Origin of the sequence: Bifidobacterium asteroides (assembly GCF_030758775.1) — a bacterium.
GTDB lineage: Bacteria > Actinomycetota > Actinomycetes > Actinomycetales > Bifidobacteriaceae > Bombiscardovia > Bombiscardovia kimbladii.
Map to the genome: position 1 here is coordinate 1,637,637 of NZ_CP132384.1, position 13,970 is coordinate 1,651,606.

Below are 13,970 nucleotides of genomic sequence, written 5' to 3' on the forward strand. Positions count from 1 at the left end.
TATTCAAGACCCTGCCAGACCGCTGGCGGTATTGGGTCGCGCGCCCAGCCGCATTGCATGTCTGGTAATCACTACGGCTTTGGTGGACATGCATCACTAACTACGCCAGCATCCGACCCAGTCAGCACACTGACAGTGGTCTATAAGGATACGGCGTCCTCGTTCAATCTGCTGACAGAACCAGACGCCCGCTCCGGGAAGCCTTACCCTCACCCATCCCCAGGCAACCGGTGAATTCCCGACCGTCCGAGGAAGTGATGGTTACTGTGCTTCCTGAGCGTTCCGCCTGGAAAACCAGGCTGCTTCCATCTTCCTCGGTCACCGTCGCACTGGCTCTTCCATCGTGAGCCAGGAAGACCGAGACCGTAGAATCGGTTCCATAAGCATATTCTGTTGAGTCCTGTCCCGGGCGAGTGACCAAAACAGTGCCATCACGCACCCAGAGCGGAACTGTGTCGAAGCCATGCTTTTCATGCATCCACTGGCCGGACTGCCGACAGTCCACCTGGCGACCAGTGAACCAATCCGTCCAAACCCCCTTGGGCAGGTAGTATTCCACATCACCCGTGTATGAGAAAACCGGCGCCACCAACAGCGAGGGCCCCAGCATGTACTGACGGTCGCAATCCAGCGCCGTCCTGTCGTCAGGGAACTCCATGAACATGGAACGCATGACCGGGAGGCCGCGCTCATGTGCACCAAGTCCGACCTGGTAGAGGTAGGGCATCATGGATATCTTCAACCTGGTGAACTTTCGCAGCACGCTCACTGCGGTCTGCTCAGGAGGATTGACCACTCCCCTGCGCTGATCCTCCTCATCGAAGAGCCAGGGGACCCGGTAGACAGTGGAGCCGTGCAGCCTGGAGTGAGAGGAGAGCAGGCCGAACGCTATCCAGCGTTTGTAAACGGCAGGGTCGGGTCTTGCTCCTTCAAAACCACCGATATCGTGGCTCCAGAAACCGAAACCGGAACTTACCAGCGACAGGCCGGCCCGCAAGGTCTGCGCCATGCCGTTGAAGGTGGATTCGCAGTCGCCGCCCCAGTGAACAGGCTGCTGCTGGCCACCCACCGTGGCAGATCGGGCATACAAGCAAGCCTGCCCTTTTCCGTACACCTCTTCGATGGCCTTGAAAACGGTCTGATTGTACAGTTGCGTATACCAGTTATGCATGCTCGCAGGATCCGAGCCGTCGAACCAGACCACATCGGCAGGGATGCGCTCACCGAAATCGGTCTTGATGGCGTCCACTCCTTGCTTGAGGAGATGCTTGACGTGCTCTTTGAACCACTTGCAAGCGTCCGGATTAGTGAAATCCACCAACCCCATGCCGGCCTGCCAAAGATCGGTCTGCCATATGTCTCCATTGGGTTTGCGAACCAGGTAGCCCTTGTCTGCAGCCTGGTCAAAGAGGGCGCTTTCCTGCCCGATATACGGATTGATCCAGGCGCAGACATGCAGCCCCTTCTCGCGGTGGAGGCGTCCCAGGGTCCCCTCTATGTCAGGGAAGAAGCGTCGATCCCATTGGAAGTCGGTCCAGTGGAATTCCCTCATCCAATAGCAGTCGTAGTGAAACACGCTCAGGGGAATATGCCGTCGAGCCATGCCATCGATCATGGATGTCACGGTCTTCTCGTCATATTTCGTGGTGAAGGATGTGGTCAGCCAGAGACCGTATGACCAGGCGGGGACCTTGGCCGGACGACCCACCAGAGCCGTGTATCGCTCCAGGATTCGTTCAGGATTCGGTCCGGCGATCAGATAGAAGTCCAGAACTTCGCCAGGCACACTGAACTGCACGGTCTCCGTGTTTTCTGTGGCCACCTCGAAGGAGACATGCCCGCGGTTGTTGACCAGAACACCGTAGCCCTTGCTGGTCATATAGAAGGGAATGTCCTTATAGCCTTGCTCGCTGGCTGTGCCGCCATCTTCGTTCCAGATGTCTATGCTCTGCCCGTTCTTCAGATATGGGCCGAACCTTTCGCCAAAGCCGTAGACCCTTTCCCCGACTGACAAGCCAAGTTGAATGGCAGTGAAGACCGGAGACTCATCATAGGCCCTGGCCGTGGGCGCTACGCCGAACTCCCCCACCGGTTGCGTACTTACGGCGGCGTCGGGAGCCAAAGCGAACCTTGCCAGAGACTTGCCCCTGGCATGGGTGAGCTCCTTGCCCTCGCAGGCAAAAGCCATGTCGAAGACGGGCCCCTTGGTCATGGTCAGGCTCAGGTTGCCCGATGTCAGAGTCACCGAAGCCCCGTCTTCTCCGACCTCGCCGTCGCCAGCACCTTGAGCGCTGGCCTTGACGAATCCGGAATCCGGATCCTGCTCGTGAACAGGGAAGCCCGGACAGGTCCTGGTCCCCTTCCAATGGGTTGCCTGCACCCGGATGATCCCTTCAGCCGGCGAGGTGGCATGGATCCGGAAGGTCGGCAGATTCAGGGTGTCGGCCCGGCCGGTCACGACCCTGGTCGTAGCCAGGACATCGATGCTCCTCCCATCCGGCCCTACCGACAATTCATAGGGAGAACGTGCGTAGAGAGCCTCGACGCCGGGCCGGGTCAGCCAATATCCATTGGTGAACTTCATGTTATTTCACAGCTCCTGTAGTAATGCCCTTGGAAAGGGTCCTTTGGAAGATCAGATAGAAGATCAGCGTGGGCACAATGCTGATCAGTGAGGCCGCAGCCGTGGTGGTCACATCCATCAGCCTGTCTCCTGTCAGCGACGCTATGGCAATGGGCACCGTCTGCTTGGAATTATCAATTAGGAAGGCCATGGGAATCATGTACTCATTCCAGGTCCAGATGAAGAAGAAGACCAGCATGACGCTCAGCGTCGGCTTGGAGATGGGGAAGACGATGTCTTTGAGAATTCTCCACCGGCTGGCCCCATCTATGGTGGCAGCTTCCAGAATGGCCTTGGGGAAGGTTCCGTAGACGCTGGACAGAAGATAGGTGCCGAATGCGCTCTGGATGACCGTGAATATGATGACGATCGACCATTGCGAGTTGTATAGGCCCATGGCCTTGAACATGATATAGAGCGGATAGAGCAGAGCTTCCTGCGGCATCATGTTAGCCAGCATAATCAGCAGGACGATCCAGCGCCTGCCCTTGACGCGGCCGATGCCCAGAGCGAAGGAGTTCAGCACCGACAGCCCGACAGCCAGGAATGACACCAGTGCACAAATCCATACGCTGTTCCAGACTTTCTGCGGGAATCGAACTCTGGTCCAGAATTTCACCAGTCCAGCGGCACTGAATTCGTGCGGCCAGGAAAGAGGACCTGAGGCGTTGTAGTCTGCCGTGGTTTTGAAGGCGTTCAGCAGAAGAACAAAAAACGGGAAGAGCATGATCAGTCCGCCGACGATCAGCAAGGCCAGAATCAGCCAATCTCCTGTCGTCCGATTTTTCCGTGCCTTTGGAATCTTGCTTACAGCTGTCATGATGCTACTCCTCGTCCTCTTGCTCGACCCGCTGCTGGACGTTGGTGAAAACGACAGAGATCACGATGATGACGATGGTCAGAGCCGTGGATATGGCGGCGCCATAGCCGACCTGTTGCGATTGGAAGAACTGCGTGTACGAATAGTATGAGGGCACGATGGTGCTGTCGCCCGGCCCTCCCTTGGTCAGCATGTACACCGGAGCGAAAACTTTCAAGGCTGCGATGGTGCAGGTCAGGGCTACCACGAAGATTTCCGGCTTGATTGCCGGCAGGGTAATGACTTTGAACCGCTGCCACCAATTGGCCCCGTCCAGACTCGCCGCTTCGTAGAGCTCAGGATCGACACGCTGCAGACCGGACATGAATATGACCAGGGGATAACCCAGCTGGATCCAAATCATGATGATCATCAGGAATATCAAGGCGGTGTCGGGCGATCCCAGCCAGTTATGCTGAAAACGTCCCAGCCCCATGCCTTTGAGTATGGCATTGAGAGCGCCGTTCTCGGGTCGGAAGATCCAGCCCATGACCAGAGCCGCCACCGAGATAGGCAGGAGCTGAGGGAAGTAGTAAACAGCGCGCATGGTTGAAGCGGTCTTGGCTCCGAACCTTTTTTGGACCACATCGAAAACCAGCGAGGCCAGAATCAGGCCGATAAGAATGGGAATGACGACCATGGCCACGATCATCCAGATGGAGTTGCGGAAAGAAGCCCAGAATGTAGCATCCCTGATCAGCCGCGACCAGTTGTCAATCCCGATCCACCGCGGAGGCCGTATCCCACGGTAGTTGGTAAAGCTTAAATAAATATTCCAGATTGCCGGCACGATGATGATCCATAAAAGAACCAGCAGCCCCGGTATCAGATACCACCAGAATCGATTGGAGGGATTGCCCGGTATCCTGGACATCCCGCGTTCCTCATCGGTCTTGGCAGCGACCGGTGCAGGATTTGCACTTCGAGATCCCATTGTTCGTTTCTCCTCAGCCTGAAAATGTGTCTATCAGGGCCCGCCGCAGATGGCAGCGGGGTGGAAGCCGGCGAGGCCGTATCAAGAGCGCACCCGCCGGCCTATGGTTTGACTACTTTTTCAGCCCCGATGTCTCGACGCCTTTGTCATATTTGCCCTGAAGCTCCGTCAGCACGGCCTTGGTGTCCTTGGTCCCGTTGACCAACTCCTGCAGACCCGCATTGAGCTCGTCATAGAAGGTTGAGGTAGGCCAGTCCGGATAGTAGCCCAGACGATCATCCTTGATGACCTGGTTGAAACCGGCGATCAGCTCCTTGCTCTTGGGATCGCTTATCTGGGCAGGATCTGCTGCAATGGGCAATCCGCCGGAGTTGCCCATCAGGTTCTGATTCTCTTTGCTCAGCGTCATGTCGATGAACTTCGCTGCAGCGTCCTTTTTCTTGGAACGCTCGGGAATCACCCAGATGTTGCCCGATCCGCCGGGAATCTTCTTGGTTTCAGGGAAGAGGCCGACCTCCCAATTGACATTGGGGATGTCGCTTTGGAAACGTCCGAACCACCAAGAGCCCGAGAAGAGCATGGGGTAGGTCCCCTTCATGAAGTTCTGTCCGGCATCCTCGGCTTTGAGACCCGTAGAGTCTTTGCTGATGTACCCCTTGTTGACCCAGTCCTTGATGGTATCAGTGGCATAGGTCATGGCCGGGCCTTGCCAGTCCACCTTGCCGTCGTAGCGCTGATAGGCGTTGATCAAGCGCTGATCGGCTTTTTGAAGGACCAACTGCCACCAGAGATGTTGAAGCGGGTATTCAGCCACGCCCTCAGACAAGGCTGTGACGCCGTTGTCCTTGAACTTTTGCATGGCCTGCTCCAATTCGGACATGGTCTTGGGTATGGCGATGCCGTACTTGTCGAACATGTCCTTGTTGTAGTACATGATCACCTCCTCGCCATAGGTGGTGATGCCGTACCAGTCGCCGGATCCCATAACACCCTTCTCGTCATAACGGCCCGGGACCGCCAAGGATCCAGTGATCTTCTTGTTCCATTGGTATTTCTTGACATAGTCGTTGAGGTTGGACAGCAGGCCCTGGCTTGAAAGCAGGCCCGCAGTAGCGTTGCCTTTGTTGTACTCCATCACATCCGGGGCGTCATCAGAGTTGAGGATCTGGCTGGCGTTTTGCCTGATTTGCTCGAAGGTCTTCTTCTCGAAGTTGACCTTGATGCCGGTCTTCTTCTGGAAATCAGCAATGGCCTGCTTCCAGGCCTTGCCCTGGGCACCGTTATCCTCCTCGTAATACCAGATCTTGATGGAATCAGGATGCTCCTCTTGGGCGCTGTCACTGCCGCCGCATCCGGATAAGGCCATGATGCCCGCCAGACTTGCCACAGCCGTAACAGCTGCCATGATTCTCCGGGGAAACTTCATCGCTCCTCTTTTCCTAGCTTCATCGCTTGATGATTCTCCTTATTGGACAACCATTTAATAATTTAATGATTTGACTATAATTGACATAGTATTTCGACGTTTTTCGATAACCTATGACACTACCGAGACTCCGGTTTTCCGCCAATGTGGCAGCCTGGGCGCCACAGCGATCGCTTACGGTTCTCAGCTATGTGGCCGAACCGGGCCCACGGATCCCCTGCGCTTATAGTCGGAACGGATCAGCTCCACTGTTCCCGGCTTTTTCCCAATGCCTTCCAAACACTCCATCAGCATGTCCACCCCGCGGGAACAAGTTTCATGCGGCATCATGGGAATCTCATCAAGAGGACGCTCGAGAACGGAAGCATTGCCAAAAGTGCTTAAAGCCAGCATGGAAATATTCTTCGGGATCGAAAGCCCTCGTTTTGACAACGCAACAATGGTGTTGTTCATGTGGCTGATGCTGGTCTGGGCCATGATCGCCGTTATCTCAGGGTCCAACCGGAAAGCCTGATCGATCAATTGACTGACATGCCTGGCATCGTCGCCGGTGGAACACAGGAAAGTCGTCTTTATACCCAGTACCCGGGCCCTGTCTATGGCGGCCTTTTTGGTCCGAACCAGGAAATTGGAGCCTTCCTCGTAGGACTGACTGTTGGATCCGATCATGAGCATATGCCGATGGCCCATCCGATAGAACTCATCGACAGCACGTCGGCCCATGGCATGAAAATCTACGTCAACGGAAAGCAGTTTGGACGAATCTCTGGCATATCCAATGGAGACATAGGGCACCAAGGAGGTATGCGCCTGGGCTACCCGCGGATCTTCCATGGTCACATCCAAGAGGAGGACGCCATCGATCATGCCACTGTATGACATTCTCAGGAGTTCGTCCGTATCGTCCTCATCCATCAAAAGGACCACGTTGTAGTGGTAGTGTCTGGCCCTGGCAACTACGGCGAAGAAAAAGGTGGCGTAGTTCGAATAGTCGGTATAGGGATGCATTGGCGAGCTCAGCACGATCAGATGGGTTCTGCGGTCCCTTCGGAGCATGGCGGCTCCTGATCCGGGGTGGTAATCCAATTGCTGGACTGCCTTGAGAACCCTGATCTTCGTCGCGTCGCTTACCGGTCGCTTGCCCGAGAATACATAGGAAACAGTACTTATGGAAACTCCCGCCAGAGCGGCCACGTCTTTGATGCCGACCAAAGGACCTCCTTCAGCAGGAAGGCATGAGCCCCTTTATCTCAATCGTGCACATGCCATCAACAGACAGTATACGAAAAAAGGCCCCGACCGTCGGGCCGGGACCAGTGGGGGCGGTTGAGGCGAGATTCGAACTCGCGGAGGGAGTTGCCCTCACACGCTTTCGAGGCGTGCTCCTTAGACCGCTCGGACACTCAACCATGGTCGTTGCCCGACACTGCCGAACAACAACTTTTCTATTATGCCACAGAGTCCCTACCAGGCAAGCGGCGTGGCGCAGGCAACGGTTACCATGAACAGGCAGAGGGTCATAGTGTACGGCGGGCCCGGATGGCCTGAGCCCGTTCAGCCAGCTGGTCATCAGGCGGGTAGGCCACATGCTCCAGGGTCAGGCCCCGGGCATCTATGGGACCGGTGGAACCTTCGCGCAGGGGGTGGGCCACCTTGTCGGCAAACCATTGCACGGACCGGCGTCCCAGGCCCACCTGAATGCATGCTGCTACCAGTGAGCGAACCATATTATGGGCAAATGCGTCAGCGACGATCCGAAAGACGGTCAGCCCGGATTCCATGAAAGTCGGAAGGTACCCGACAACACTCTGGTCCGGAGCCGCACCGAACAGATTCACGGCCGGAACCAGATCCCAGTGTGCGGCCAGGACCTTGCGGATGGTCGTGCCGCCAGGGTTTGGCCTGGCGAAGGATCCGAAGTCATGCAAGCCGATACACGCTCTTGCGGCCTCGTTCATAGCTTGCAGATCCAGGCTCCCCTCCAGATCCAGCACATAGCCCCGCATGCGGGGATCCCCTGGCTGGCCCCCCTGGCTGACCCGATACAGGTAGGTGCGTTCCATAGCAGAGAAGCGGGCATCGAATCCCGCAGGGGCCAATCTGAGACCGAGCAGAACGATGTCGGCAGGCAGCAGGTGCCGTAGACGGCGTTCCAAGGCCACAACACCATTGACCTCCATATGGCCCCTGCAGGACTCGAGCACAACATCGGGAATGTCCAGGTGAGCAACCTGGTGGGATGCATGAACCCCGGTGTCGGTCCTGCCAGCCACGACCAGTCTTGGTTCCCAGACGTCGTGGTTATGGGGAACGCCGCCTTGTGAGCTGCGGGCTCCAGTGATCAGAGACAGAGCCTGCTCAATGCAACCTTGAACCGTACGAAGCCCTGGCTGCCGGGCCCAGCCATGGAAGCCGCCACCGTCATAAGCCAGATCCATGCGCAGCCTGACAAGGGACATCTTCCCTTCCTGACCTTCCATCAAGACCTCCCTGGCAGCAATGACAAACGGGGCCGGAGAGCCATGCTCCCCGACCCCGTCATCGAATGCAATAACCGATTACTCGGCAGACTTCTCAGCATCCTCAGCCACGTCGGCATCTTCCTCAGCCTGGGCTTCGGCCTGATCCGCCTTGTCAGCGGTCTGTTCCAGATCCTCGGCGGCCTGGTCGGCCTGGGACACGTCCTGATCGGACTCGTTGGCCTCAACGGCCTGGTCGACGGCATCCTTGGCAGCGCCTTCGGCGACGGCGGCGTCAGTGGCCGCAGCCACCTCGGCATTGTCGTCCTTGGCGGCCACCTTGGCTGCGGACTCAGCCTCCTTGACGACGGCCTTCTTGGCCGACAGGGGCTCGGTGACCAGCTCGATCACGGCCTGGGGGGAGTTGTCTCCGCGGCGGGGCGCGATCTTGGTGATGCGGGTGTAGCCGCCCTCACGCTGCTGCATCTGCTCGGCGATCTGCGTGAACAGGATGTGGACCACAGACTTGTCGCGGATGACGCGCATGACGCGACGGCGGGCGGGCAGATCCCCACGCTTGGCGAAGGTGATCAGCCGCTCGGCCAGCGGACGCAAGCGCTTGGCCTTGGGCAGAGTGGTCGTGATACGGCCGTTGGCAAAGAGGCTGGTGGCCATGTTGGCCAGCATCAGCCGCTCGTGCGCCGGGCTGGAGGCCAGACGTGGGCCCTTGCTAGGTTTTGGCATTGGATTATCTCCTTACGGCCCGGGAGGACAGGTGGGCATACGCCCGAACATCCGACTTCCCGGAATTGCTGTCAGCAGGCGACGGAACCCTTCCCCCGCCCGCTCATACGAAGGCGGCTGCACTTCACTCGTCGTCAGGCGAGAAGAAGGTGCCTCCCTCGAGATTATTGGTGTCGAAGCCCAGCGGGGAGGCCTTCAGCGACAGCCCCATGCCCTCAAGCTTCTCCTTGACCTCGTCGATGGACTTCATGCCGAAGTTGCGGATGTCAAGCAGATCCTGCTCGGTATGCGAGACCAGCTCGCCGATGGTGTGGATTCCTTCGCGCTTGAGGCAGTTGTAGGAACGCTGCGTCAGGTTCAGGTCCTCAATCGGCACGGACATCTGCGGATCCGCCTCTTCCACCACCGGCTCGGGTCCGACTTCCACACCCTCAGCCTGAGTGTTGAGCTCGCGGCAGAGGCCGAAGAGCTCGACCAGGGTCGACCCAGCAGAGGCCACCGCATCACGCGGCGAGATGGCAGGCTTGGTCTCCACGTCCAGGATCAGCTTGTCGAAGTCCGTGCGCTGCTCGACACGGGTGGCCTCGACCTTGTAGCTGACCTTGAGCACGGGAGAGTAGATGGAATCGACCGGGATGCGGCCGATCTCATCGTTGTCCTGCTTGTTGAGCTGGGCCTGGACGTATCCACGCCCACGCTCCACCGTGAACTCGATCTCCAGCTCGCCATCCTCGGCCAGGGTCGCGATATGCAGATCAGGATTGGCCACGGTGACGCCGGCCGGCGGGGTGATGTCCCCGGCGGTGGCCTCGCCCTTGCCGCTCTTGCGCAAATACATGACCACAGGCTCGTCGTACTCGCTGGTCAGCACGATGCCCTTGATGTTGAGCAGGATCTCAGTGACGTCCTCCTCCACACCAGGCAGCGTGGTGAACTCGTGCAGGGCACCCGAGATGCGGACCGAGGTCACAGCCGCTCCCGGTATGGAGCTCAGCAGGGTACGACGCAGGGAGTTGCCCAGGGTGTACCCGAATCCGGGTTCCAGCGGCTCGATGGTGAAACGGGAGCGCTGGGCATTGACGACTTCTTCAGTAAGAGTCGGACGCTGTGCAATAAGCACTGTTGCTATCCTTTCAGCTCCGACCGGTGGTGCACTCACCGGTCTTCGCGGGTGGATTCATGGGTTTTTTAGTGCTCAGACGCGACGGCGCTTGGGAGGACGAACGCCATTGTGTGCCTGTGGGGTCACATCAGAGATGGAACCGACCTCCAGGCCTGCGGACTGCAGGGAGCGGATGGCGGTCTCGCGGCCCGAACCCGGGCCCTTGACGAAGACATCCACCTTCTTGACCCCATGCTCCATGGCCTTGCGGGCTGCGGATTCGGCGGCCATTCCCGCTGCGTAAGGGGTGGACTTGCGGGAGCCCTTGAAGCCTACGTCGCCGCCTGAAGCCCAGGCCACTACAGCACCGGAAGGATCGGTGATGGAGATGATGGTGTTGTTGAATGTTGACTTGATATGCGCCTGCCCGACCGGAACCGACTTGCGATCCCGACGACGAGGCTTGCGCGCGGCCTGCTTTGCTGCTGCCATTGATCCTCGTTTCCTTGTCACGAATAACTGATTGCTAGTGCGAATCACCGGGGACCCTCATCCCCGCTTCGCATTCGGCCTTACTTGGTCGCCTTCTTCTTTCCGGCGACGGTGCGCTTGGGCCCCTTGCGGGTGCGGGCGTTGGTCTTGGTCCGCTGGCCACGCACGGGCAGGCCCCTGCGGTGGCGCTGGCCCTGATAGCAATTGATCTGGATCTTACGGCGAATATCGGCGTCGATCTCACGACGCAGATCACCCTCGATCTTGTAGTTTCCCTCGAGGTAATCACGCAGCGTAATGAGCTGCTCGTCCGTGAGATCCTTGACGCGGGTGTCCGGATTCACTCCGGTCGCGGCAAGTGTTTCCTTGGCGCGAGTACGCCCCACACCGAAGATGTAAGTGAGGGCTATCTCTATGCGCTTCTCGTTGGGGATGTCGACTCCGGCAAGACGTGCCATTGCGATTCCTTTTTGTTCTACGCAGGTCGTGCACCGAGTCTTCCGGTCTCCCGGCCCGGGCCTGCGCACCCGGGGTTCAGCCTGTCGGCTGTGACTCAGCGCCTTTGGTGTTCGTTGCCGCTGGGAATCCGCTCAGCCCTGGCGCTGCTTGTGGCGTGGGTTTTTGCAGATCACCATGACGCGGCCGTGACGACGAATCACGCGGCAGTTCTCGCAGATTCTCTTCACACTAGGGCTGACCTTCATGGTTTTCCTTTGCTTGTGTACCTTGTTACTTATAACGGTACGTAATCCGTCCGCGGTTCAGATCGTAGGGACTCATTTCGAGCACCACCCGATCCTGGGGCAGAATGCGGATGTAGTTCTTGCGCATTTTGCCGGAAATGGTGGCCAGCACCAGGTGCTTGTTCTCGAGCTCGACGCGGAACATCGCATTGGGGAGGGCCTCGACCACACGCCCTTCCACCTCGATCACACCATCTTTTGCCATAAGCCTTCTATCCGATCCTCGGCCGGTTACACAGCGCGCCGAAAGACACGCCAAATGGTAAGTATAGCATTGATGGACCCAAAATTGGGCAATAGCGTGTTGACACGACAAAAGGGCCGTCTGAACGGCTGTCGCTCAATCAGTATAGCAGTCATTCAGACGGTCCGATAAGGACCCGAAGCCCTCAGTCCTCGATGGCGATGTTCTGCGTGTTGTCAGCCGGTTCGATGCTGGTCTTGGGCAGGGTCACCTCCAGGGTGCCGTTGGCATAGTGGGCATGAATGTCCTCCTGACGGACCTTGTCGCCTACATAGAAACTGCGGGAGCAGGACCCGGTGTAGCGCTCACGCCGAATCCACCGGCCCTGGTCATCCTTGTCGCCCTGGTCACCGTTCTTCTGGGCGGAGACGATCAGGTAGCCGTCCTCCAGACGCAGGCCGATGTCTTTCTTGTCGAAGCCGGGCATGTCGATGGAGAGCTGGTACTGCCCGTCCTTCTCGCGCACATCCGTGTTCATCAAGGGGCTGTTCAGCGCGTTCTTGGCGCCCTGGCCCTGCCGACGCCCGTCACGCCAGTTGTTGAAGAAGGGATCGTCGAAGAAGTCGCCAAAGATCGAATTGTTCATCAATGCGGGAAACATAGCCATAATCACATCTCCTGATTCTCAAAGTCAATAGTTCCTGCGGACCGGAACCCCGGGTGGACATCCTGACCTGTCCTCCCGGGCTCCCTGCCCTTCACTTTGTCCAAACCGCGGGAGCCGGGTTCCATACCCGATGTTCACCCAAGGAATAAAAGTTGAGTCTAGGAGACTCAACTTTCGTCATCAGCCTTGTCTGCCCTCCCTTGTTCTCTCATTCTTCGGGCCTTGAATGACCACATGTCAGACATTACGGGCCGGAATTCTTGTGACGTAACTTTGGGGCATTTACCATAGGATAAGATTCCGCCAGCCCCCGCAGGCTCTTGAGGGCGGACCCAATCGCATGTGGACCGGACGGACCGGCCATTCCTAGTCAAAGGAGCTCAGATGCTCACCAACGAATACATTAAGCGCGTATACCAGCAGGTTGAGAAGCGCGACGGCGACCAGCCGGAATTCCTGCAGGCTGTTCGTGAAGTTTTCTCCAGCCTGGAACCCGTGGTGGAACGGCATCCAGAGTATGAGGCCAACGGCGTGCTGGAGCGTCTGGTCGAGCCCGAGCGTGCAGTCAAGTTCCGTGTGGCCTGGACCGATGACCAAGGCCATGTGCAGGTCAACCGCGGCTACCGGATCCAATTCAATTCGGCCATCGGCCCCTACAAGGGCGGCCTTCGCTTCCACCCGACCGTGACCGAGTCGGTCATCAAGTTCCTGGGCTTCGAGCAGATTCTGAAGAATTCGCTGACCGGGCTGCCGATGGGCGGCGCCAAGGGAGGATCCGACTTCGACCCCAAGGGCCGCTCGGATGCCGAGGTCATGCGCTTCTGCCAGGCCTTCATGACTGAGCTGCAGCGCCACATCGGCCAGTTCACCGACGTGCCCGCCGGCGACATCAACGTGGGATCCCGTGAGATCGGCTACCTGTTCGGCCAGTACAAGAGAATGCGCGACGAGTACTCGGGCGTGCTGACCGGCAAGGACCTGACCTTCGGCGGCTCCCTGGCCAGGACCGAGGCCACGGGTTACGGCCTGTGCTACTACACCCAGGAGGCCCTGCAGACGCTGCGCAAGGATTCCTTCCACGGCAAGACCGTCGTCATCTCCGGTTCGGGCAACGTGGCCATCTTCGCCACCGAAAAGGCCCAGCAGCTGGGCGCCAAGGTGGTAACGGCATCCGACTCCAACGGATACGTCTACGATCCCAAGGGGATTGACCTGGATGTCGTCAAGGACATCAAGCTGGGTCACCGCGGCCGAATTCGCGAGTATGCGGACCGTGTGGACTCCGCTGAGTACCACGAGGGCTGCAAGGGCGTCTGGACTGTGCCCTGCGACATCGCCCTTCCCTGCGCCACGCAGAACGAAATCGACGGGGAATCCGCAAAGACCCTGGTCGCCAACGGATGCACCGTGGTATGCGAAGGCGCCAACATGCCCTCCACCCCCGAGGCCATCCAGGTCTACCAGGACAATAAGGTGCTCTACGGACCCGCCAAGGCCGCCAATGCCGGCGGCGTGGCCGTCTCCGGCCTGGAGATGAGCCAGAACTCCCTGCGCCTGCAGTGGACCTTCGACGAGGTGGATCAGCGGCTCAAGGACATTATGACGGGGATCTTCCAGAAGTCCTACCAGGCCTCCAAGGAATACGGGCATGAGGGCGACCTGATGCTGGGCGCCAACGTGGCCGGCTTCACCAAGGTGGCCGATGCCATGGTCGCCCAGGGCATCCTCTGAGCCAGG

14 protein-coding genes and 1 tRNA gene are annotated in these 13,970 nt (G+C 58.5%); 1 reads left to right on the plus strand and 14 read right to left on the minus strand.

Annotation, left to right across the window (positions count from 1 at the left end; all coding sequences use genetic code 11):
• Positions 1 to 163: 163 nt before the first annotated feature.
• The 14 genes from yicI to RAM15_RS06725 all read right to left on the minus strand — a co-directional run bounded on the left by yicI (position 164) and on the right by RAM15_RS06725 (position 12,233).
• Entirely contained in the window at positions 164 to 2,584 is a 2,421-nt protein-coding gene (yicI, locus tag RAM15_RS06660; protein WP_306221281.1) for an alpha-xylosidase, read from the minus strand.
• A 1-nt stretch (position 2,585) separates the two neighbouring features.
• A complete protein-coding gene (locus tag RAM15_RS06665; RefSeq protein WP_045924802.1) occupies positions 2,586 to 3,443 on the minus strand; it encodes a carbohydrate ABC transporter permease in 858 nt (285 codons plus the stop codon).
• 4 nt (positions 3,444 to 3,447) lie between these two features.
• On the minus strand, positions 3,448 to 4,416 hold the full coding sequence (locus RAM15_RS06670; protein WP_121914085.1) for a carbohydrate ABC transporter permease: 969 nt from the start codon (positions 4,414 to 4,416) through the stop codon (positions 3,448 to 3,450).
• Positions 4,417 to 4,528: 112 nt separating this feature from the next.
• Positions 4,529 to 5,821: an ABC transporter substrate-binding protein gene (locus RAM15_RS06675; protein WP_257468522.1), complete on the minus strand. Its 1,293-nt coding sequence runs from the start codon at positions 5,819 to 5,821 to the stop codon at positions 4,529 to 4,531.
• Positions 5,822 to 6,025: 204 nt separating this feature from the next.
• Positions 6,026 to 7,054 carry a LacI family DNA-binding transcriptional regulator gene (locus RAM15_RS06680; protein WP_306221283.1) on the minus strand — a complete coding sequence of 343 codons (1,029 nt, stop codon included), beginning with the start codon at positions 7,052 to 7,054 and terminating at the stop codon, positions 6,026 to 6,028.
• Positions 7,055 to 7,165: 111 nt separating this feature from the next.
• A tRNA-Ser gene (locus RAM15_RS06685) sits at positions 7,166 to 7,251 on the minus strand.
• 108 nt (positions 7,252 to 7,359) lie between these two features.
• On the minus strand, positions 7,360 to 8,322 hold the full coding sequence (locus RAM15_RS06690; RefSeq protein WP_306221284.1) for a tRNA pseudouridine synthase A: 963 nt from the start codon (positions 8,320 to 8,322) through the stop codon (positions 7,360 to 7,362).
• Between the two features lie 78 nt (positions 8,323 to 8,400).
• Positions 8,401 to 9,045, minus strand: a complete 645-nt coding sequence (gene rplQ / locus RAM15_RS06695; protein ID WP_101432775.1) for a 50S ribosomal protein L17 — start codon at positions 9,043 to 9,045, stop codon at positions 8,401 to 8,403.
• 124 nt (positions 9,046 to 9,169) lie between these two features.
• On the minus strand, positions 9,170 to 10,165 hold the full coding sequence (locus tag RAM15_RS06700) for a DNA-directed RNA polymerase subunit alpha (protein ID WP_015022327.1): 996 nt from the start codon (positions 10,163 to 10,165) through the stop codon (positions 9,170 to 9,172).
• A gap of 75 nt (positions 10,166 to 10,240) precedes the next feature.
• Complete coding sequence (gene rpsK / locus RAM15_RS06705) at positions 10,241 to 10,639, minus strand: 30S ribosomal protein S11 (RefSeq protein WP_015022328.1); 399 nt, start codon at positions 10,637 to 10,639, stop codon at positions 10,241 to 10,243.
• Positions 10,640 to 10,719: 80 nt separating this feature from the next.
• A complete protein-coding gene (gene rpsM, locus RAM15_RS06710; RefSeq protein WP_015022329.1) occupies positions 10,720 to 11,097 on the minus strand; it encodes a 30S ribosomal protein S13 in 378 nt (125 codons plus the stop codon).
• 132 nt (positions 11,098 to 11,229) lie between these two features.
• Positions 11,230 to 11,343 carry a 50S ribosomal protein L36 gene (gene rpmJ / locus RAM15_RS06715; RefSeq protein ID WP_015022330.1) on the minus strand — a complete coding sequence of 38 codons (114 nt, stop codon included), beginning with the start codon at positions 11,341 to 11,343 and terminating at the stop codon, positions 11,230 to 11,232.
• 25 nt (positions 11,344 to 11,368) lie between these two features.
• Complete coding sequence (gene infA / locus RAM15_RS06720) at positions 11,369 to 11,587, minus strand: translation initiation factor IF-1 (protein WP_015022331.1); 219 nt, start codon at positions 11,585 to 11,587, stop codon at positions 11,369 to 11,371.
• Between the two features lie 184 nt (positions 11,588 to 11,771).
• Positions 11,772 to 12,233, minus strand: a complete 462-nt coding sequence (locus RAM15_RS06725) for an Hsp20/alpha crystallin family protein (RefSeq protein WP_029678055.1) — start codon at positions 12,231 to 12,233, stop codon at positions 11,772 to 11,774.
• A gap of 384 nt (positions 12,234 to 12,617) precedes the next feature.
• Between RAM15_RS06725 and gdhA the strand changes: the two genes are divergently transcribed.
• Entirely contained in the window at positions 12,618 to 13,964 is a 1,347-nt protein-coding gene (gene gdhA / locus RAM15_RS06730; RefSeq protein ID WP_306221287.1) for an NADP-specific glutamate dehydrogenase, read from the plus strand.
• Positions 13,965 to 13,970 lie beyond the last annotated feature (6 nt).